This is a genomic window from Billgrantia antri, assembly GCF_017868935.1.
GTDB lineage: Bacteria > Pseudomonadota > Gammaproteobacteria > Pseudomonadales > Halomonadaceae > Halomonas > Halomonas antri.
In genome coordinates this window covers 3504819-3525679 of sequence record NZ_CP053383.1, presented here as the reverse complement: position 1 = coordinate 3525679, position 20861 = coordinate 3504819, and the positions used below count along the sequence as shown (strand labels likewise).

The 20861-nt window shown below is 65.4% G+C and carries 14 protein-coding genes; 9 read left to right on the top strand and 5 right to left on the bottom strand.

From position 1 onward, the window contains the following. Window positions 1–41: 41 nt before the first annotated feature. Complete coding sequence (locus HNO53_RS16315) at window positions 42–1124, bottom strand: coiled-coil domain-containing protein (RefSeq protein ID WP_209473649.1); 1083 nt, start codon at window positions 1122–1124, stop codon at window positions 42–44. 648 nt (window positions 1125–1772) lie between these two features. On the opposite strand from HNO53_RS16315, the gene HNO53_RS16310 reads away from it, so the two are divergent. The 9 genes from HNO53_RS16310 to HNO53_RS16270 all read left to right on the top strand — a co-directional run bounded on the left by HNO53_RS16310 (window position 1773) and on the right by HNO53_RS16270 (window position 14390). Further along, the gene (locus tag HNO53_RS16310) at window positions 1773–2642 is read left to right on the top strand and encodes a carbon-nitrogen hydrolase family protein (protein ID WP_209473648.1); all 870 of its coding nucleotides are present in this window, start codon (window positions 1773–1775) and stop codon (window positions 2640–2642) included. Window positions 2643–2778: 136 nt separating this feature from the next. Continuing rightward, entirely contained in the window at window positions 2779–4251 is a 1473-nt protein-coding gene (locus HNO53_RS16305; RefSeq protein ID WP_209473647.1) for a biotin carboxylase, read from the top strand. Between the two features lie 41 nt (window positions 4252–4292). Further along, window positions 4293–5276, top strand: a complete 984-nt coding sequence (locus HNO53_RS16300; RefSeq protein ID WP_209478684.1) for a C45 family autoproteolytic acyltransferase/hydrolase — start codon at window positions 4293–4295, stop codon at window positions 5274–5276. Window positions 5277–5316: 40 nt separating this feature from the next. Next, a complete protein-coding gene (locus HNO53_RS16295) occupies window positions 5317–8121 on the top strand; it encodes an aminotransferase class I/II-fold pyridoxal phosphate-dependent enzyme (protein ID WP_242597449.1) in 2805 nt (934 codons plus the stop codon). Window positions 8122–8313: 192 nt separating this feature from the next. After that, window positions 8314–9813 (top strand): NAD-dependent succinate-semialdehyde dehydrogenase, encoded by a 1500-nt coding sequence (locus HNO53_RS16290; RefSeq protein WP_209473646.1) that lies wholly within the window; start codon window positions 8314–8316, stop codon window positions 9811–9813. 267 nt (window positions 9814–10080) lie between these two features. Further along, window positions 10081–11505 (top strand): aminotransferase, encoded by a 1425-nt coding sequence (locus HNO53_RS16285; RefSeq protein ID WP_209473645.1) that lies wholly within the window; start codon window positions 10081–10083, stop codon window positions 11503–11505. A 125-nt stretch (window positions 11506–11630) separates the two neighbouring features. Continuing rightward, a complete protein-coding gene (gene eutB, locus HNO53_RS16280; protein WP_209473644.1) occupies window positions 11631–12629 on the top strand; it encodes a hydroxyectoine utilization dehydratase EutB in 999 nt (332 codons plus the stop codon). Window positions 12630–12669: 40 nt separating this feature from the next. After that, window positions 12670–13623, top strand: a complete 954-nt coding sequence (locus tag HNO53_RS16275; protein ID WP_209473643.1) for a cyclodeaminase — start codon at window positions 12670–12672, stop codon at window positions 13621–13623. Between the two features lie 83 nt (window positions 13624–13706). Further along, on the top strand, window positions 13707–14390 hold the full coding sequence (locus HNO53_RS16270) for a haloacid dehalogenase type II (protein ID WP_209473642.1): 684 nt from the start codon (window positions 13707–13709) through the stop codon (window positions 14388–14390). A gap of 2 nt (window positions 14391–14392) precedes the next feature. Here HNO53_RS16270 and HNO53_RS16265 read toward each other — a convergent pair whose 3' ends face one another. From HNO53_RS16265 to HNO53_RS16250, 4 genes are read right to left on the bottom strand one after another with little or no spacing between them, the layout of a single operon-like run. Continuing rightward, window positions 14393–15688: an MFS transporter gene (locus HNO53_RS16265; RefSeq protein ID WP_209473641.1), complete on the bottom strand. Its 1296-nt coding sequence runs from the start codon at window positions 15686–15688 to the stop codon at window positions 14393–14395. Window positions 15689–15723: 35 nt separating this feature from the next. Continuing rightward, window positions 15724–17943 (bottom strand): 1,4-alpha-glucan branching protein GlgB, encoded by a 2220-nt coding sequence (glgB, locus tag HNO53_RS16260; RefSeq protein WP_209473640.1) that lies wholly within the window; start codon window positions 17941–17943, stop codon window positions 15724–15726. A 31-nt stretch (window positions 17944–17974) separates the two neighbouring features. Next, window positions 17975–20158: a glycogen debranching protein GlgX gene (glgX, locus tag HNO53_RS16255; protein WP_209473639.1), complete on the bottom strand. Its 2184-nt coding sequence runs from the start codon at window positions 20156–20158 to the stop codon at window positions 17975–17977. A 43-nt stretch (window positions 20159–20201) separates the two neighbouring features. Beyond that, entirely contained in the window at window positions 20202–20861 is a 660-nt protein-coding gene (locus tag HNO53_RS16250; RefSeq protein WP_209473638.1) for a DUF2934 domain-containing protein, read from the bottom strand.

Here is a 20861-nt window from a genome sequence, read left to right as displayed (position 1 = left end):
GGAGTCGTTGCCTGTAGGGGCGCGGTTTGGAGTGCCGGCTATCAGCCGCCGTAGAGGTTCTTGTCGTGCTTCTCGACGATGGCAGAGAATCGACGGGCAAAGCGCTCGTCCGCCTTGGCCTTCTTCTCGAGTACGTCGCGGGAATACACCATGTGACCTTCATGGGCTTCGAGCATATCGGCCATGCGCTGATTGGTTGCGGTGCCGATCGCCGCCATGGCGGTCTGGGCTTCCTTGTCGGTTTCTACCCCGATTTCATTGATGCGATGGGCGACTTCCTGCTGCTGGGCCGTCTTGAGCGACTTGGTCAGGGCATCGTAGAGCACCACGCGCTGCTGGGTGTCGGTCTGCAGCTTGTTGATCAGCACCATCTGCGTTGCCGCCTGGTTCTGCAGGCTGTCGACCCAGGTCTTGCCCTTCTCGACATAGCGCTCCAGGGTCTGCGACTTGGCGATCTTGACCTGCTCCTCCTGGACCATGGCGTTGTACGTCTCGTTGACCTCGGCCAGCTCGGTTTCCAGCTTGGCCCTGCCGGCGGCATCCTGTTCGACGGCAATGCGGTTCTCGAGCTCGACGATCCTGGGGTCCAGCGCCAGGATGTCGGCGCGCACGGCTTCCAGCTCGTGTACCGTCGCCTCCCTGTCATCCAGGGTCGCTGCCAGGTTCTGCTGCACTCTCTCACGCTGTTCCTCCAGCGCTTCGAGCTGTTCCTGCAGCAGCTTGACGATCACGTCGGATTTCGAGATCAGATCCTGCAGCTTGTCATCGATGTTGGCGGTGCGAATGCGCTCCTGGCGCATCGACTCCGATTTGCCTTTGCTGAACAAGCTGACGAAGCTCTCCCAGCCGGTCTTGCCACGCATGTCGTCGAAGTCTTTCGAGAAGGCCGCCGTGGTGTCATCCAGTCCCATGATGAGTTCGGCGATATTGGCGTTCATCAGCTCGGCATGCGCTTGAACGTCGTCGAGGGTCGCGTTCTCGATATCGATGCTGGCATCTTCGCCCGCTTCGATCTTGTTGCGTGCCGTCTCCATACGCGAAGTGACGGCGGCGATCTTGGCCCGTGAGTCCCTGACCTTCTCTTCGGATTCCTGAATCAGCTTGTCGAACTGCGAGGAACTCATGCTTCCTTTCCTTTAAAGACGAATGAACGGTCACCTGGAGAGCGGCTTATTTAGGGGGCTTTCGATTCGGTGTCAAATCGTAACGTTGTGTTTCAGGGAGGCGGAAACGCCACCCCGATGTGGGCGCCGAGCGCCGATGTCAGGCACCTTTGCGCGCCTGAGAATGCCGGCAGATAGCGACATTTCGCCTTGCTGCTCCGCAACGGGGTGGGGGGATTGTGCCCCCTGAGCTGTGCAGGTCGGTTTGGCTTACACGTTTATGGCTAATGTCTTACAGAAACATTCCTGTTTGACGTACACGAATGGCAGCCATGTCGTACGTGACGGAGCGAGCCGACGCAGGCGATTCGCTCGCAGTCGTGAGGCGACAGAAACCCCCATCGACATAGGCAGAAGCTTGGCGCCAGTGGTGCAACCCTTGTGAAGGGAGGCATATGCCGCTGGCTGCGGTGGAAGGCCCCTAAGGCGGGCGCTGCAAGGCAGCCAACGCGAACTCAACGTTGATACGCCGGCGGCATCCATGGCATAAGCTAAAGGCGAGGGTGAACAGGAGTTCACCTGGCCGGGCGATCTTCCGGCACGTCATCGTGGTGCCGGACGAGTTGATTAGCGCCCTGAGACGAGATCGCCTGACGCAGAGAGATGCCCATGTCCTACTTCACCATCGCCGGGGTGCAGATGCAGGCCCTGCATCACGGTGACAATACCGAGGCCATGCGCCACCGGGTCGACGTGCTGATGAGCCGCTTCCCCCAGGTGCAGATGGTCCTGTTCAGCGAGCTGATGGCGTTGGGTGCCTCGCCGCACCATGCCCACCCGCTGCCGAGCCATGTCGAGCAATTCTTCTGCCAGCTTGCCGAGCAGTACCGTATCTGGCTGATTCCCGGTTCGATGTTCGAGCGCACCGAGCACGGTATCTACAACACCCTGTCGGTGATCGACCCAAGCGGCCAGGTAGTGGCGCGCTATCGCAAGATGTTTCCCTTTCGCCCCTACGAGGCGGGCGTGGAGAGCGGCAGCGAGTTCGTGCTGTTCGACGTACCCAACGTCGGCCGCTTCGGCGTGTCGATCTGCTACGACATGTGGTTTCCCGAGACTACCCGGACGCTCGCAGCGATGGGTGCCGAGGTCATCCTCCACCCGACCATGACCGATACCATCGACCGCGACATCGAACTCTCCATCGCCCGGACCAACGCCGCGGTCAATCAGTGCTACTTCTTCGACATCAACGGCGCGGGTGCCATCGGCAATGGCCGCTCGATCGTGGTGGGGCCTTCGGGGGATGTCATCCACCAGGCTGGCTCCGGCGAGGAGATCATGCCCATCGAGGTGGATTTCAGCCGTGTGCGGCGCGAGCGCGAAACCGGCCTGCGTGGCCTGGGGCAGCCGCTCAAGAGCTTTCGCGACCGCCAAGTGGACTTCTCCGTCTACCGCTTCGAGCAGGGGCCCACGCCGTTCCTGGCCGGTCTGGGGCCGCTGGCCAAACCGCAGCCCACCGATATCGAGGAGTATTGACCACTAGGAGGCCGCCATGCGGGAGTTCCTGATTCGCTTGATGCAACGATTCTTCCGGCCTCGGGGCTCCCTCCCGTCAGCGGCTCGCCCGAGGCGCGCCGCTGCCACCCCTTCCGCCATCGATGGAGCGACAACAATGAACAAGATCACCAGCATTGCCGATGTGCGTCGCCATTTCCGCAACAACAAGGAGCCGGTCTACTTTATTTCCGCCACCAACTTCAACCTGCTCGGCATCGGTGACTGGGTGGGTAGCTTTCGCCACATCAACTACATCGACTGCTTCGACGGTCAGCAGCGCAACGTCTTCGTGCCCAAGGAGAAGTTCCCGCGCGACTTCGAGAGTATCGAGGACATCAACAACTACCTGCTCGAGCACAAGGAGGTCATCGACTTCATCCAGTCGCGCGCCGATGGCGAAAACGCCGGGGTGGCCGCCTTCCTGATGTTCGATGAGCACACCGAGGAGATCTGCCGGCAGCTTGGCCTGCGCGTCGCCTTCCCGCCGGCGGCGCTGCGCAGCCGCATGGACAACAAGATCGAGACGGTGCGTATCGGCAACAAGGCCGGGGTGCCCAGCGTGCCCAACGTGCTGGCCAAGGTCGGCAGCTACCGGGAGCTGCTCGAGGTCAGCAAGGAACTGGGCGACGACCTGGTGGTGCAGACTGCCTACGGCGACTCCGGGCACACCACCTTCTTCATCGCCAGCGAGGACGACTACTACAAGCATGCCGAGGAGATCGAGGCCGAACCCGAGGTCAAGATCATGAAGCGCATCAACTGCCGCGGCTCGGCGATCGAGGCCTGTGCCACCCGCTGCGGCACCGTGGTCGGTCCGCTGATGACCGAACTGGTCGGCTTCAAGTCGCTGACACCCTACAAGGGCGGCTGGTGCGGCAACGAAATGTTCGCCGGCGCCTTCAGCCAGGAGGTCCGCGACAAGGCGCGCGAGTACACCTTCAAGTTCGGCGAGGCGCTGCGCGAGGAGGGCTATCGCGGCTACTTCGAGCTCGACTTCCTCATCGACATGGACAACGGCGAGGTTTACCTGGGCGAGCTCAACCCTCGCGTCACCGGCGCCAGTTCGCTGACCAACGTGGCGGCCTTCGCCCACTCCGATATCCCGCTGTTCCTCTTTCACCTACTGGAATTCTCGGAGGTCGACTTCGAGCTGGACATCGAGGAGATCAACGAGCGCTGGTCGCATCCCGAGAGCGTCGACAGCTGGAGCCAACTGGTGATCAAGCACACCGACGAAAGCGTCGACCTGCTGACCCAGGCGCCGCGCACCGGTGTCTGGCGTATGGCCGAGGATGGCAAGATCGGCTACGACCACTACAGTTACCACCCCCATGCCGCAGAGAATGAGCGTGAAGCCTTCTTCCTGCGCATCAGCGGGCCGGGCGATTTTCGCTACGAAGGCGCCGACCTGGGCATTTTGATCACTCGCGGCCGCCTGATGGATGACGATTTCCAGCTTACCGAGCGTGCCAAGGCCTGGATCGAGGGCATTCGCGGCGAATACGCCGGCCAGCCGCTGCAGGACCCGGCGGTAGAGGAGGTCGCCGTGACCCACGCCATCGGCGGCGGCAATTTCAAGATCCTGTGAACATCGGGGTAGCAGGGCATTACGAGGCGCGGCAGGTGGAAATGGAGAAAACGCTGGTATTCCGTACCCTGCAGGAGGCGTTGCCGGGGCCCAAGTGGCAGTCATTGTTCGACTACCACTGGCCGGCCTACGAGGCCTGGTACCTGGCCGAGGGCGAGCGTGAACGGCCGGCTTACCTGAGCTGCTACAACGCCCTGCGCCGGCACATGCCGGAGCTGCTCGAGACTTACCGGGCCCTTTGCGAGATGGCCGGCGGGGGCGACCTGGCGGCGCGCTTTCTCAGCCTCTACCAGCCGCCGCCCTACATCACCGGCTGCTCCCAGGCGGTACTGGCACGTCCCGGCGCGCCTCTGCTGGCACGCAACTACGACTACCCGCCGGAACTGTGCGAGGGCACCGTCCTGCATACCCGCTGGAACGGGCGCGGCGTGATCGCCATGACTGATTGCCTGTGGGGTGTGCTGGACGGCATGAGCGAGCATGGCCTCGCCGTATCGCTGGCCTTCGGCGGGCGCAAGGCGGTAGGCGAAGGCTTCGGCGCCCCCATCATCCTGCGCTACCTGCTGGAGTTCTGCGATGACGTGCCCCAGGCCGCCGAGGTGCTGGCCCGGGTGCCCACCCACATGGCCTACAACATCACCCTGACCGACGCCGCAGGGCGCTACGTCACGGCGATGATCGCCCCCGATCGTCGGGCCAGCATCCGCCGGGTGCCGGTGGCCACCAACCATCAGAAGAGGATCGAGTGGTACGCCCATGCATTGGCTTCGGAGACCCTGATCCGCGAGCGCCAGCTATCGATCCTGGTGGATGACGAGGCCACCACCGAGGCGCGCCTGCTCGAGGCTTTTGCCGCGCCCCCGCTGTTCCGCCGCGACTATGCGCGAGGGCTGGGCACCATCTATACCGCGGCCTACTGGCCGGTGACGGGACGGGTAAGCTATCGCTGGCCGGGCGAGACTCTCGACCTGTCCTTCGAGCACTTCCCCGAAAGGCAGCTGAGGGTTCGTTACGGCCCCAGATAGCCGGTGTGGGCGGCCGCGAGCCGACGCTGGAAGAACGACAATGAACAACGATGGAAGGGGTGTCGCCATGCACGAGAGCAGCCATACCGAAACGCCCTATACCGCGCTGGGCTTCTATCACAAGATCTCCCAGCTTCGCGCCGATACCTGGAACGCGCTGAAGCGTGACCTGGGGCAGCTGGTGCGGCTCAGCGACGAGAGCCGTGTGCGCAACCTGATCAAGGCGATCGACGTCAAGCTGACGCGACTCGAGATCATCGAGGACTACCATGCCTTTCCCTCCAAGGAGGACTTTCGCCATCTCTGGTCGCTGTTCGACCGCGAGGAGTACGTGCTGCTGGAGAAGGTGGTCAAGCGCTTGGTGCGGGCGCTGATCAGTGAGTCCTACCGGCGGCGTCACGTCGATCTCAGCGAGACCGATGCCGACGCCGAGGATCTCGAGACCCTCGACGCCCTGGCGCAGCTGCGCCACGGCCACCCGGCCTCCAACAGTTCGGCGCAGCCCTACTTCGAGCTGCTGATAGTCGACAACCTCTCGGCCCAGGAAGAGGAGGTGGTGCGCGAGGCGTTCCACAGCCTGCGCCGGCCGGAGGACCGCTTCGTCTACGACGTGGTCACGGTTCGCAGCTTTGAGGACGCGCTGATCGCGGTGCTGGTCAATCCCAACATCCAGGCCTGCTTGATCCGCTACGAGTTTCCCTACAAGTCCAAGTACAACCTCAGCGCCCTGCGCAATTACCTGGAGGGACTCTCGGAGCAGGAGCTGGAGCACCAGTCGGAGGCGGAGCGCAGCATTCTGCTCAGTTCGATGATCCATGAGCTGCGCCCCGAGATCGACCAGTTCCTGGTCACCAGCGGCGACGTGGAGGCCACGGCGAGTCGCGACATTCGCCACTTCAACCGCATCTTCTATCGCGAGACCGACTACATCGAGCAGCATCACACCATCCTGCGGGCCATCGACAGCCGCTACCGCACGCCGTTCTTCGATGCCCTGCGCGAATACAGCAAGAAGCCCACTGGGGTATTCCATGCGATGCCCATCTCGCGGGGCAAGTCGGTAACCCGCTCGCACTGGGCGGGCCACATGATCGACTTCTACGGCATCAACATCTTCCTCGCCGAGACCTCGGCGACCTCCGGTGGGCTCGACTCGCTGCTGCAGCCCTATGGACCGATCAAGAAGGCCCAGGAGTACGCCGCCCGGGCCTTCGGCGCGCGCCAGAGCTACTTCGTCACCAACGGCACGTCCACTGCCAACAAGATCGTGGTGCAGGCGCTGATCAAGCCGCGCGACATCGTGCTGATCGACCGCGACTGCCACAAGTCGCACCACTACGGCATGGTACTGGCCGGCGCCCACGTCAACTACCTGGATTCCTATCCGCTCAACGACTACTCCATGTATGGCGCGGTGCCGCTGCGCGAAATCAAGAAGACTTTGCTCGCCTACAAGCGAGCGGGCGAACTCGACCGGGTCAAGATGCTGCTGCTGACCAACTGCACCTTCGACGGCGTGGTCTACAACGTGCGCCGGGTGATGGAGGAGTGCCTGGCGATCAAGCCCGACCTGGTGTTCCTGTGGGACGAGGCGTGGTTCGCCTTTGCCACCTTCAATCCCACCTACCGACCGCGCACCGCCATGCATGCCGCCCGCACCCTGCGCGACCGCTACCGTAGCGAGGCCTACCGCGAGGAGTATGCGGCGTGGAAGGAGGCATTCGACGCGCTCGACCCCGATGACGATGCCACCTGGCTCGAACAGCGGCTGCTGCCCGACCCGGATACGGTGCGTATTCGCACCTATGCCACCCACTCCACCCACAAGACCCTGACCTCGCTGCGTCAGGGCTCGATGATCCACGTCTACGACCAGGAGTTCCGTCAGCGCGTCGAGGCCCCGTTCCACGAGGCCTACATGACCCACACCTCGACCTCGCCCAACTACCAGATCCTCGCCTCGCTGGACGTGGGGCGCATGCAGGCCGAGATGGAAGGGTTCGAGCTGGTCCACGCCCAGGTGGAGGCGGCGCTGTCGCTGCGCGAACAGCTCTACACCCATCCGCTGCTGCAGAAGTACTTCCGCGTGCTCAAGAACAGCGACATGGTGCCCGCGGAGTACCGCGAGTCGGGGGTCGAGTCCTACTACGACCCGGTAACCGGCTGGAACCAGATGGAGGAGGCCTGGGCACGGGACGAGTTCGTGGTCGACCCCACCCGGGTGACCATTGCCATCGGCAATACCGGGGTCGACGGCGACGCGTTCAAGAACGAGTACCTGATGAACAAGTACGGCATCCAGATCAACAAGACCTCGCGCAACACCGTGCTGTTCATGACCAATATCGGTACCACCCGTGGTTCCATCGCCTATCTGCTCGACGTGCTGATCAAGCTGGCCAAGGAGTTCGAGTACCGTTGGGAGGAGAGCAGCCGCCCCGAGCGCAAGATCATCGAGCACCGGGTGCATTCGCTGACTCGTGAATTGCCACCGCTGCCCGACTTCAGTCGCTTCCACGACGCCTTCCGCCAGTGCAGCGAGACGCCCGAGGGCGACATTCGCCGCGCCTACTTCCTCAGCTACGACGAGGAGAACACCGAGTACCTGCGCTTCGACAACGGCGAACTCCAGGCCGAGATGCGCGCCGGCCGCGACGTGGTTTCGGCGAGCTTCGTGATTCCCTATCCGCCGGGCTTCCCGGTGTTGGTGCCGGGGCAAGTGATAAGCGAGGAGATCCTGCATTTCCTGCAGGCGCTCGACGTCAAGGAGATCCACGGTTACCGGCCCGAACTGGGCCTGATCGTGTTCACCGAGGAGGCTCTGGCAGCACCGCCGGAGACGTGAGCGCCATGCACAGAAAAAAACGCAACTTACCCATGGAGGACAAAAAAAAGCGCATTCGTCCCGTGGGCTAACGAAAAGTCCCGCCCTGGTTTTGCCCTTACCCTGTACCCATCGAGCAGCCACGGGCTGCTCACTCGTTTTTGCCACGCTCGGCGCCGTCGATGAGGGAGCCGAGATCAGGGGAGGTGCCGCATGAACATGAAGCTGACCAACACACTGTCCACCATGCTCGACGATCCGCGTCTGTTTCGTCAGCACGCCTATGTCAACGGCAAGTGGACCCACGGCGACGGCGGCCGTGAGGAGACGGTCTTCGATCCCGCCACTGGCGAGGTCATCGGCTACATTCCCTGGCTCGAGGCGCACCAGATCCGCGAGGCGGTAGACGCCGCCGATGCGGCCTTCGCTCACTGGCGAGCATTGCGTGCCGACGAGCGAGCCGAGCGCCTGCTGGCCTGGCACGACTTGCTGCAGGCCAACCGTGAAGACCTCGCCACCATCATGACCCTGGAGCAGGGCAAGCCGCTGCCCGACGCCCGTGGCGAGGTGGAGTACGGTGCCAGCTTCGTGCGCTGGTTCGCCGAGGAGGGCAAGCGCACTTTTGGTGAGACCATTCCCAGCCACATTCCCAACGCCGCGCTGGGCACGCTCAAGGAGCCGGTGGGCATCGCCGCGCTGATCACCCCGTGGAACTTCCCGCTGGCAATGATCACCCGCAAGGCCGCCGCCGCCCTGGCCGCCGGCTGCCCGGTGATCGTCAAGCCGGCCGGCGAGACGCCGTTTTCGGCGCTGGCGCTGGCCGAACTGGCCGAGCGCGCCGGCATTCCCGCCGGGGTGTTCTCCGTGGTGCTGGGCGAACCCGCCGAGGTTTCGAAAATTCTGTGTGCCGAGGAGCGCATCAAGGCGCTATCCTTCACCGGTTCCACCCGGGTCGGCCGGCTGCTGCTCGAGCAGAGCGCGCAGACGGTGAAGCGCGTGTCGCTGGAGCTCGGCGGCAACGCCCCGTTCATCGTCGGCCCCGACATGGACCCCAAGGAGGCGGCCTTCGCCGCGGTGGCGGCCAAGTTCCAGACCGCGGGTCAGGACTGCCTGGCAGCCAACCGCATCCTGGTGCACGAGTCGATCCACGACGAGTTCGTCGCGCACTTCGCCGAGCGCATGGCGGCATTGACCGTGGGCAACGGCATGCAGGGCGAGGTCGACTTGGGGCCCCTGATCCATCGCCAGGCGGTGGACAAGGCGGCGGCCATCGTCGACGACGCCATCTCCCGTGGGGCCACGCTGGTGGCCGGCGACCAGACCCAGGCACCGGGTGACAACTTCTTCATGCCCACGCTGCTTACCGGCGTGACGCCTGAGATGAAAGTGTGGCGCGAGGAGAACTTCGCCCCGGTGGCCGGCGTGACCGCCTACCGCGATGATGACGAGGTCATCGCCATGGCCAACGACACCGAGTACGGTCTGGCGGCCTATGTCTACACCCACGACATCCGCCGCATCTGGAAGCTACTGCGGGCGCTGGAGTACGGCATGGTCAGCGTCAACTCGGTGAAGATGACCGGCCCGCCGGTGCCCTTCGGCGGCGTCAAGCAGTCGGGGCTGGGCCGCGAGGGCGGCATCACCGGGATCGATGAGTATCTCGAGACCAAGTACTACTGCCTGGGCGCCCTGGGGTCCGTATCGGGGAGCTGAAGCGAGAGGAAATGCCAGCGCATCCCATCTCGCGATGCCCAAGGGTGAAACCCTGACGCTGCGTTTGCGGCTTGCGCGTCGGACCGGATCAAGGTCCCTCTTGCCGGTCCTCGATCGACATCCATGTCGATCGCCGCGCGCCGCTGCACTTGCATCAGCGCCCTTGGGTAGATATCGCTCGCTGGCCTGCCCTGACGCTGGGCCAGCGACATCATAACGAATCGAACATCTCCCGCTGTGGCGGGGCATTGGAGAAGAGAGAGCACAATGAGCCAGCAGCACCGCGAACTGATCGAGCGCGACCGCAAGGTCACCTTCCACGCCTCCACCCACCTGCGTGACTTCGCCCACGGCGACGCGCCGGGCCGGGTGATCACCGGCGGCAAGGGCATCCATATCGTCGACAAGGACGGCCGCGAGTTCATCGACGGCTTCGCCGGGCTGTACTGCGTCAACATCGGCTACGGCCGCACCGAGGTAGCCGAGGCGATCTACCAGCAGGCGCTGGAGCTCTCCTACTACCACACCTACGTGGGCCACTCCAACGAACCGCAGATCGCGCTGTCCGAGAAGATCATCGAGCTCGCCGGCCCCGGCATGTCCAAGGTCTACTACGGCCTGGGCGGCAGCGATGCCAACGAGACCCAGCTCAAGATCGTGCGCTACTACAATAACGTGCTGGGTCGCCCGCAGAAGAAGAAGGTGATCTCACGGAGCCGCGGCTACCACGGCTCCGGTCTGGCCACCGGTTCGCTGACCGGCCTCAAGGCGTTCCACGACCAGTTCGATCTGCCGCTGGCCGGCATCCTGCACACCGAGGCGCCGTACTACTACCACCGCGCCGCCGAGCAGGAGGGCATGAGCGAGCGCGAGTTTTCGAAGCATTGCGCGCAGAAACTGGAGGAGATGATCCTGGCCGAAGGCCCCGACACCGTGGCCGCCTTCATCGGTGAGCCGGTGCTCGGCACCGGCGGCATCGTGCCGCCGCCGGAGGGCTACTGGGAAGCGATCCAGGCGGTGCTGGCCAAGTACGACGTGCTGCTGATCGCCGACGAAGTGGTGTGCGGCTTCGGTCGCATCGGTGCCGACTTCGGCAGCCACCACTACGGCATCAAGCCTGACCTGATCACCGTCGCCAAGGGCCTGACCAGCGCCTACCAGCCGCTCTCCGGCGTGATCGTCGGCGACCGCGTTTGGAGCGTGCTGGAGCAGGGTACCGCCGAGTACGGTCCCATCGGCCACGGCTGGACCTACTCCGGCCATGCCCTGGGCTGCGCCGCGGCGCTGGCCAACCTGGCGATCATCGAGCGCGAGGGCCTGACCCAAAACGCCGCCGAAACCGGTGCCTATCTGCAGCAGCGGATGCAGGCTGCCTTCGGCGACCACCCCATCGTCGGCAACGTGCGCGGCGTAGGCATGCTGGCGGCGCTGGAGTTCTCCGTCGACCCGGCCAAGCGCAAGCACTTCGACGCCGCACACAAGGTCGGCGCGCGCATCGCCGCAGCGTCGCTGGACGAGAACTTGATCGCCCGTGCCATGCCCCAGGGTGACATACTCGGCTTCGCGCCGCCGCTGGTGGCGACCCGCACCGAGGTCGACGAGATCGTCGCCCGTGCCGAGCGCGCGGTGAACAAGGTCACCGACGAGCTGGTTCGTGAGGGCGTGGTCAAGGCCTCCATGTCGTACAGCTGAGCGATCCCGAAGGGAATCCAAGGCCGCGGTCGAACCGCGGCCTTATTTCGTCTTGGCCCGGCCCGCCGATCTCCTCTAGGCTGAAAGCGCTATCCCATGCCATCCGTTCTGGAGCCGGACTAGCCATGTCGCATTCCGAGCACGGCGTTTCTCTTGCCTCCGTGTACCAGGCGCGGCGGCGCATTGCCGGTCAGGCGGTTCGCACCCCGCTGATTCGCTCCTCTGCACTCTCGCAGCGCTTCGACGCCGAGGTGCTGCTCAAGCTGGAAACTCAACAGCCGACCGGTGCCTTCAAGCTGCGCGGTGCCGCCAACATGATCGCTGCGCTGATCGAGCGTCACGGTCGCGGCGCCCTGGCCAGCGGTGTCGTCACTGCTTCTACCGGCAACCATGGCCGAGCGGTGGCGTATGCCGCCGCCCGACTCGGCGTGCCGGCGACGATCTGCCTGTCGCGGCTGGTGCCGGCCAACAAGGTGGCGGCCATCGAGGCGCTGGGTGCCGAGGCCAGGCGCGTGGGCGAGAGCCAGGACGAGGCCTTCGGCGAGGTCGAGCGGCTGGTCCGCGAGCGCGGCATGACCCTGATTCCTCCCTTCGACGATGCCTTGATAGCGGCCGGACAGGGCACCATCGGCGTGGAACTGATGGAGGATGCGCCGGATCTCGACCGGGTCGTCGTCGGACTCTCCGGTGGCGGTCTGCTCGGCGGCATCGGTGCGGCGGTGAAGGCGATCCGCCCCGAGACGCGCCTCACCGGGGTGAGCCTTTCGCGCGGGGCGGCGATGTGGGAGAGCCTTCAAGCCGGCCGGCCCGTGGCGGTGGAGGAGGTCGCGAGCCTGGCCGACTCGCTGGGGGGCGGCATCGGCCTCGACAATCGCTGCACGTTCAGCCTGGTTCGCGAGGTGATGGACGATCACTATCAGGTATCGGAAGACGCCATCGCCCATGCCATGGTCGACATCCTCGAGCACGAGAAGCTGCTGGTGGAGGGTGCCGCCGCGGTGGGGCTGGCGGCCCTCGCCGAGCATGGCATCGAGGTGCGCGGCCAGCGGGTGGCGCTGATCCTCTCCGGCAACGGCGTGGCACTGGAGACCCTGGATCGGGCACGGGCGATGGCTGGCCGTTGAAGGGATCCTTCCAGGGTTCGCTCTTGGCTAAGGAGGAGAGATGAAGCTTTATCAGCGTGATGAAATCGAAGCGGTGGTGGGTATCGACGAAGACGCCCTGCGCCAGGTCGAGGCGGGGTTCGCCGCCCTGGGGCGCGGCGAGGTGGTGCAACCGCCGATCCTGTCGATGGCCATGGAGGAGTTCAACAGCGAGGTCGACGTCAAGACGGCCCATATCAAGGGCTGGGAACGTTATGCGATCAAGGTCAGCAGCGGCGCTTTCGACAACCCCAAGCGCGGCCTGCCGAGTCTGAGCGGGTTGATGATGTTGTTCTCCGCCGAGACCGGGCGGGTCGAGGCGGTGCTGTTCGACGAAGGCTACCTGACCATGGTGCGCACCGCCGTGGCGGGGGCGATAGCCGCCAAGCATCTCTCCCGCGAGGACAGTCGGCGGGTGGCGGTGATCGGCGCCGGCGAACAGGCCCAGCGACAGGTGGAGGCGCTACGCCTGGTGCGCGATGTCGACACCCTGGATGTCTGGGCGCGCCGGCCCGAAGGTGCCGAAGCTTACGCCGACCGAATGCGCAGCCGCGGACTGACCGTCAGCCTGCACGACAGTGTGCATGCCGCCTGTGCCCAGGCCGACATCATCATTACCGCCACCCCTTCGCGGGAGCCGCTGCTGCACGCCAGTGATCTGCCCGAGGGGGTGCACGTCACCGCCATGGGGTCGGACAGTCCCGACAAGCGTGAACTGGACGAGTCGGTGCTGACCCGTGCCGACGTCTTCGTCTGCGACACCCGCGCCCAGAGCGAGCACAACGGCGAGCTCAAGGTCTTCGCCAATGCAGGGCGCGAGCCGCCGTTCAAGGTCTACGAGCTGGGCCAGGTAATCGAGCGGGGCGAGAACCTGCGGGTGTCGGAGGCGACCATCACGCTCTGCGACCTGACCGGCACCGGAGTGCAGGACACCGCCATCGCCAACTTCACCCTGGCGCAACTGACACCGCAATGAGGAGGCGCTCGCCGCTCGGCTTGAGCCCGGACGTGCCAGCCCCCATGCTGAGGGTTGGCGAAGCGAAACGAGGAGCACGGCAGATGGCAACGGTTCTGGCCTTCGATGTCTACGGCACCCTGATCGATACCCACGGCGTGGTCACCGAGCTGGAAGCGCGGCTCGGCAGGGCGGGCAAGGGGGAGATGGCCGCCGAGTTCTCGCGCCGCTGGCGCGACAAGCAGCTCGAATACAGCTTCCGCCGCGGCCTGATGGGCGCTTACGTGCCCTTCGGCCAATGCACCCGCGAGGCGCTGGATTTCACCGACCGCGCCCTGCAGACGCAGCTCTCGGACGTCGACAAGGATCATCTGATGGCGGCCTATGGCCGCCTGCCGGCGTTTCCCGAGACGGTCGGCGCCCTGGAGCGGCTGGCCGCCACCGGCATGCGCTGCGTGGCTTTCTCCAACGGCACCGCCGATGCTGTCAGTGGTCTGCTGGAGCAGGCCGGCATTCTCGAGCGCTTCGAGGCTGTGATCAGCGTCGATGAGGTCAAGCGCTTCAAGCCCGACCCCGCTGTCTATGCCCATCTGCGCAACCGCCTCGAGGTGGCGCCGGGCGATACCTGGCTGATCTCGAGCAATCCCTTCGACGTGATCGGCGCTCGCCATGCCGGCTTGCATGCCGCCTGGGTGCGGCGCAGCCTCGATTCTCCCTTCGACCCCTGGGGCATCGAGCCGGACCTGACCGTGACCGACCTGGAGGGCCTTTCAGACCGCCTGAGCTGAGGTCACTCGCGCTGCCGGTAGGCCTCGACCAGCCGGTAGTGCTCGTCTTCCTCGTAAAAGCTGGGGTCGTCGAACAGGTCGGGCTGGGCATCGTCGAACATCATCTCCAGCGACAGCGGGCTGGTCTGGGTCATCGGCTCGAAGTGGGCGTGACCGTGCACCAGATCGGAGACATGGCGGCGGCGATAGAGGGCATAGATGCCGAGCAGGGCCAGTACCGCCGCGATATAGAGGGGCAGCGCCTGCGGGCCCAGGGCACCCATCAGGAGGCCGGCGAGTATCGGCGCCAGGGCGCTGCCCGCGCCTTGAGTCACCAGCATGTCGGCCGAGGCCGATACCACCTCCTCGGGGTGCAACTGGTCGATCAACTGGGCCACCGCCAGGGGATAAATGGCGAACGAGAACCCTCCCCACAGAAAGAACAGTCCCATCAAGGCCGGCCGGTTGGGCGCGAAGGGCATCAAGGCCGCCAGTGCGGCAGAGGCAATCACTACCCAGGTCATTACCTGCGAGCGGTCGTGCTTGTCGGAGAAGCGGCCGATGGGCAGCTGCAGCAGCGCTCCGCCCAGGATCGTCACGCTCATCAGCATGCCCACGTCGGCAGCGCTCCAGCCTAGTTGGCGTGCATACAGTGGTGCCATGCCCCAGAAGGCGCCCATGGCCAGCCCCGACAGCACCGAGGCGGCAACGCACAGGGGGGCGAAGCCGAGCAGCGCCTTGAGGCTGCTCCTGGCGTTCTCCGGCACCGTCGGCTGCTGGCGCCGGGTCATGGTGATCGGCAGCAGTGCCCAGCTGATCAGAATGGCGGTGACGGCGAAGAGCAGGAACCCGCCGGGGGTGTCCAGGCGCAGGATCTGCTGGGCGGCGGCGATCGCGCCGAGGTTGACCAGCATGTAGGTGGCGAAGACCCGGCCGCGTTCGTGGCTTGCCGCCTGGCCGTTGAGCCAGCTCTCGATTACCGTCATCAGGGTGACGAAGGCCAGGCCGTAGAAGAAGCGCAGCGCGATCCACACCCAGGGATCGACGAAGATGCTGTGCAGTAGCGCCCCGGAGGCACACAGCGCGGCGCAGAAGGCGAAGGCGCGGATGTGCCCGGCACGGCGGATCAGTCGGCTGCTGACCCAGGTGCCGCAGGTGAAGCCGACGAAGTAGGCCGACATGATCACGCCCACCACGGTGGACGAGAAGCCTTCCTCGGTTCCGCGCAGGGTCAGCAGGGTGTTGATGAGACCGTTGCCGAGCAGCAGCAGGGCGACGCTCCAGAGGATCGACCGGACCGGTTGCAGCATGGCCAGCATGTTGTCTCCTTGCTTCGCGCCTCGAGCGACGGTGTTCAGCGAGGCTGCAGCAGAATTACCGCGAGCGGCGGCAGCGTCAGTGCCAGGCTCGCCGGCTGGCCGTGCAGCGGTTCGTCGACGGCCTCGAGCCGGCCCAGGTTGCCCAGGTTCGAACCGCCGTAGCACTCGGCGTCGCTGTTGAAGATCTCGTCCCACTCGCCGTTGCGCGGTACGCCGACCCGATACTCCTCGTGGGGTACGGGGGTCATGTTGGCTATCACCAGCAGCGGCTCCCCCTTGGAGTCGCAGCGCAGCCAGGCGAAGACGCTGTTGGTCTGGTCGTTGCCGATGACCCAGACGAAGCCGTCGGGATCGCCGTCGCCCTGGTGCAGTGCGGGCAGCTCGCGATAGAGCCGGTTGAGATCGCCCACCAGCAGACGCACGCCGGCATGGCGCGGTGCGTCGAGCAGCCACCAGTCGAGTTCGCGATCGTGGCTCCATTCACGCCACTGGCCGAATTCGCAGCCCATGAACAGTAGCTTCTTGCCCGGTTGGGTCCACTGCGTGGCGAGGTAGGCGCGCAGGTTGGCGAACTTCTGCCACTCGTCGCCGGGCATCTTGTCGAGCAGCGCACGCTTGCCGTGGACCACCTCGTCATGGGAGATCGGCAGCACGAAGTGCTCCGAGTAGGCGTAGACCTGAGGGAACGTCATGTTGTGGTGGCCGTGGCAGCGGTAGAGCGGGTCCTCTGCCATGTAGCTCAGGGTGTCGTGCATCCAGCCCAGGTTCCACTTGTAGGCGAAGCCGAGCCCATCTTCGCTCACCGCCCGGGTCACGCCGGGCCAGGCGGTCGACTCCTCGGCGATGATCGCCGTGCCGGGCACCTCCTCGGCCACCACCCGATTGAGATGGCGCAGGAAATCCAGCGCCTCGAGATTCTCGTGGCCGCCATGGCGGTTGGGAATCCATTCACCGTCGCGGCGCGAGTAGTTGCGGTAGAGCATCGAGGCCACCGCATCCACGCGCAGCGCGTCGACGTGGTAGTGCTTGAGCCAGTGCAGCGCCGACGAGAGCAGGAAACCGTGCACCTCACGGCGTCCGTAGTTGTAGATATAGGTGTTCCAGTCCTGGTGGACGCCCTCGAAGGGGTGGGCGTACTCGTACAGGGCGGTGCCGTCGAAGCGGGCCAGGCCGTGGGCGTCGGTAGGGAAGTGCGCCGGCACCCAGTCGAGTATTACGCCAAGCCCCGCCTGATGGCAGGCGTCGACGAACGCGGCGAAATCGGCCGGCGAGCCGTGTCGTGCGGTGGGGGCAAAGAGGCCCAGCGGCTGATAGCCCCAGGAGCCGCCGAAGGGGTGCTCCATGATCGGCAACAGCTCGATATGGGTGAAACCCATCTCCAGCACGTAGGGAATCAGCTGCTCGGCCAGCTCCTGCCAGCCATAGAGCTCGCCCTCGTTGCCGCCGTGCTTGCGCCAGGAGGCGGCATGCACTTCATAGATCGAGATCGGATGGTCAGGCACGAGCGACTCGGCGCGCCGGGCGAGCCAGGCCTCGTCGTGCCATACGATACCGTCGAGGTCGGCCACTTTCGATGCGGTGCCCGGCGGCAGTTCGCTGGCCAATGCCACCGGGTCGGCCTTGTGCACCACCTGCTCTTGGGCATCGACCAGCTCGTACTTGTAGGGCTCGCCCGGCGCCAGGCGCGGTACGAACAGCTCCCACACACCGGCCTGGTGGCGCAAGCGCATGGGGTGGCGTCGGCCGTCCCAGCCGTTGAAGGCGCCGATCACCGAGACGCGCCGGGCGTTGGGCGCCCACACGGCGAAGCGTACGCCCGCCACGCCATCGATCTGCATGGGCTGGGCGCCCAGGCAGCGGCCCAGGTCGCGGTGGGTACCTTCACCGATCAGGTGCAGGTCGAGATCGCCGAGCAGCAGGCCGAAGGCGTAGGGATCCTCGGTCTCGTGCACGCCGTCGGGCCAATGGAAACGCAGCCGATAAGGAAAGGCCTCGTCCAGGGCGATCACGAACAGGCCTGGCGTGGAACATTCGGTCAGCTCGCCTCGCCAGCGGCCGTCGTCGCGCGCGAGCACCTCCACGGTCCGGGCACCGGGAGCATAGACCCGCAGGATATGGCCATCGCCCTGGGCATGCCAGCCGAGCACGGCGAAGGGGTCGGGGTGACGGCCTCGGACCAGGGCCTCGGCGTCGGCTTGTGGCAGCTCGGCTGCGGCAGGGTCGGTATATCGCGCTCTGTCAGTCAATTCCGTCATGGCCTGTTTTCGTAAGCGTGAAGGCCGGTCTTCATGGCGCCTGTTCCAGTTCGAACAGCGTCAATGAGCGTCCGACCATGGCGTAGTCTTCGCCGAAGGCTCTCAGGGTCTTGTCCGGCGCCGGGCTGCGGCTGGTATCGAGCTGGCATACCCAGCCGATGCCCCGCGGCACGTCGGGCAGACGAAAAGCAATCGGGTCAGGATTGGCGTTGAACAGGATCAGCAGCGAACGGTCGTCTCCGATGCGGCGAATGCCCGAGGGGCGGGCGCGGCCATCGAGCAGCAGGCCGAGGCTGCGCGCTTCGGGGTCTTCCCAGCGTGCCACGTCCATCTCGCTGCCGTCGGCAGCCAGCCAGGTCACTTCCTTGAGCCCCATCTCCTCGTTGTACTCGCCGGAGAGAAAGCGGCCGCGGCGCAGGATGGGGAAGCGCAGGCGCAGTTCGATGAGCTGGCGCACGGTCTCGATCAGGTCGTGGGCGTCGCCCTCGAGATTCCAGTCGAGCCAGCTGATCTCGTTGTCCTGGCAATAGGCGTTGTTGTTGCCGCGCTGGGTGCGAAGCAGTTCGTCACCGGCCAGCAGCATCGGCGTGCCCTGGGAGAGCAGCAGCGTGGCCAGGAAGTTGCGGATCTGGCGCAGGCGCAACGAGCGGATGTCAGGGTCCTCGGTGGGACCCTCCTCGCCGTGGTTCCACGACAGGTTGTGGTCGTGGCCGTCGCGATTGTCCTCGCCGTTGGCCTCGTTGTGCTTGACGTCGTAGGCCACCAGATCGTGCAGCGTGAAACCGTCATGGGCAGTGACGAAGTTGACCGAAGCGAAGGGGCGGCGCCCGCGGCGGTCGAACAGATCCGCCGAGCCCATCAGCCGCGAGGCTAACTCCGCCAGTTGGCCTTCGTCGCTGCGCCAGAAGGCCCGGCTGGTGTCGCGAAAGCGGTCGTTCCACTCCGCCCAGCCGGGGGGGAAACCTCCCACCTGGTAGCCGCCGGGGCCGCAGTCCCAAGGCTCGGCGATCAGCTTGACCTGACTGAGCACCGGGTCCTGGCGGCACGAGTCGAGGAAGCCGCCGCCCTCGTCGAAGCCGTGGGGCTCGCGGCCGAGAATGGTCGCCAGGTCGAAGCGGAAGCCGTCGACGCGCATCTCGGTGGCCCAATAGCGTAGCGAGTCGGTCACCATCTGCAGCACCCGCGGGTGGCTCAGGTTGAGGGTATTGCCGGTGCCGGTGTCGTCGATATAGTAACGCGGCGTGTCGGGCAGTAGCCGGTAGTAGGAGGCGTTGTCGATGCCCTTGTGTGACAGGGTCGGGCCGAGTTCGTTGCCTTCGGCGGTATGGTTGTAGACCACGTCGAGGATTACCTCGAGATTGGCGGCATGGTAGCAGGCCACCATTTGCTTGAACTCGTTGATGTTCTCGCCCGAAAGATAGCGCGAGTGAGGGGCGAAGAAGCTCAGGGTGTTATAGCCCCAGTAGTTGCGCAGTCCGCGTTCGAGCAGATGCTGGTCGTCGACGAAGGCGTGGATCGGCAGCAGTTCCACCGACGACACGCCGAGCGAGTGGATGTAGTCGACCACCTCGTTGACCATCAGCCCCGAGAAGGTGCCGCGCAGCGCCTCGGGCACCGCCGGATGGCGCATGGTGTAGCCGCGCACGTGGGTCTCGTAGATCACGGTGCGATCCCAGGGTACCTGGATGCCGCGGGCCCGCCCCCAGGTGAAGGCGGGGTCGATCACCCGGCAGCGCGGCATGAACGGGGCACTGTCGCGCTCGTCGAAACTGAGGTCGCCGTCGGGGTGGCCGAGGGTATAGCCGAACAGCGCCTCGTCCCAGGTGAATTCGCCCACCAGCTGCTTGGCGTAGGGGTCGAGCAGCAGCTTGTGCGGGTTGAATCGGTGCCCCGCTTCGGGCTCGTAAGGACCGTAAACGCGGTAACCGTAGAGCTGGCCCGGGCGTGCATCGGGCAGGTAGCCGTGCCAAACCTCGTCGGTATACTCGGGCAGCTCGATGCGTTCCACTTCCTGAGTGCCGCTCGCATCGAAAAGGCACAGCTCGACCTTGGTGGCGTGGGCGCTGAACAGGGCGAAGTTCACGCCCAGGCCATCCCAGGTGGCACCCAGCGGGAACGGCGTACCCTCGCGCACGCGCGAGCGTCGAATCACGCCGGGAAGCTCATCGACCGCCACGGCGGTATCGCTCTCATGCGGCTCATGCCTCGTATTCATCTCTTTTCTTCCCTGAAACAGCAGGCCTCTCGTCCCTGGGCCATCACTCCTTGTGCGGCTTCGTCTTGCTGCTACGCCCGGCGCCGGCTTTCACCGTCTTGCCCGACACCTGTGCGGTGTCGGTGCTGTCCGGCTGGGTCAGGCCATCGTCACTGCGGCGTGGCCGGCGAGTGCGCCTGGCGGTGGCGGACTCCGGCGGCAGCGGCTCCAGCGGCCCCTGCCCGGGCTCGGGAGACGTGGCCGGGCCGTCCGGACCGCCACGGTTGGCGACGTCCTGATCCTGGGCGCCGGTCGAAGTGGCTTGCTCCGCGGGCAACGGGCGGGTCGAGGCCGCCGTGGAGGCGGGCTCATCCGCTGCCGGCCCCGAGTGGGCGCGATCCTGCACCGGTTCGTCACGCGCTACGTCGCGGTCATCGCGATAGGGCAGCTCATCGAAATCGGGCTCGCCATCGGGAGCGTCCAGCGGCAGCCGGTTCTCCTGAATGCCGATCTCGTCGTCCTCCAGCGGCAGGTCGTCCTCGAGAATGGGGGTTTCGTCCACCGGCTCGCCGACCTCCTCGAGTTCGGCGTCGATGCCCGCCTCCTCCTCGGCGGTGACGATACGCAGCGCCATGTCCCAGTGACGCTGCTGCTGACCCTCGGGACGTCCCTCGGACTCCCAGATCTTGTAGGCCAGGTTCCGTACACGCTCTTCGTCAGCCAT

Coding starts and splice junctions, on each gene's coding strand:
- HNO53_RS16265 (WP_209473641.1), bottom strand. CDS start 15,688: ATGCTGGCCATGCTGCAACCGGTCCGGTCGATCCTCTGGAGCGTCGCC.
- HNO53_RS16285 (WP_209473645.1), top strand. CDS start 10,081: ATGAGCCAGCAGCACCGCGAACTGATCGAGCGCGACCGCAAGGTCACC.
- HNO53_RS16250 (WP_209473638.1), bottom strand. CDS start 20,861: ATGGCTGACGAAGAGCGTGTACGGAACCTGGCCTACAAGATCTGGGAG.
- glgB (WP_209473640.1), bottom strand. CDS start 17,943: ATGACGGAATTGACTGACAGAGCGCGATATACCGACCCTGCCGCAGCC.
- HNO53_RS16275 (WP_209473643.1), top strand. CDS start 12,670: ATGAAGCTTTATCAGCGTGATGAAATCGAAGCGGTGGTGGGTATCGAC.
- glgX (WP_209473639.1), bottom strand. CDS start 20,158: ATGAATACGAGGCATGAGCCGCATGAGAGCGATACCGCCGTGGCGGTC.
- eutB (WP_209473644.1), top strand. CDS start 11,631: ATGTCGCATTCCGAGCACGGCGTTTCTCTTGCCTCCGTGTACCAGGCG.
- HNO53_RS16295 (WP_242597449.1), top strand. CDS start 5,317: ATGAACAACGATGGAAGGGGTGTCGCCATGCACGAGAGCAGCCATACC.
- HNO53_RS16305 (WP_209473647.1), top strand. CDS start 2,779: ATGAACAAGATCACCAGCATTGCCGATGTGCGTCGCCATTTCCGCAAC.
- HNO53_RS16290 (WP_209473646.1), top strand. CDS start 8,314: ATGAACATGAAGCTGACCAACACACTGTCCACCATGCTCGACGATCCG.
- HNO53_RS16300 (WP_209478684.1), top strand. CDS start 4,293: ATGGAGAAAACGCTGGTATTCCGTACCCTGCAGGAGGCGTTGCCGGGG.
- HNO53_RS16270 (WP_209473642.1), top strand. CDS start 13,707: ATGGCAACGGTTCTGGCCTTCGATGTCTACGGCACCCTGATCGATACC.
- HNO53_RS16315 (WP_209473649.1), bottom strand. CDS start 1,124: ATGAGTTCCTCGCAGTTCGACAAGCTGATTCAGGAATCCGAAGAGAAG.
- HNO53_RS16310 (WP_209473648.1), top strand. CDS start 1,773: ATGTCCTACTTCACCATCGCCGGGGTGCAGATGCAGGCCCTGCATCAC.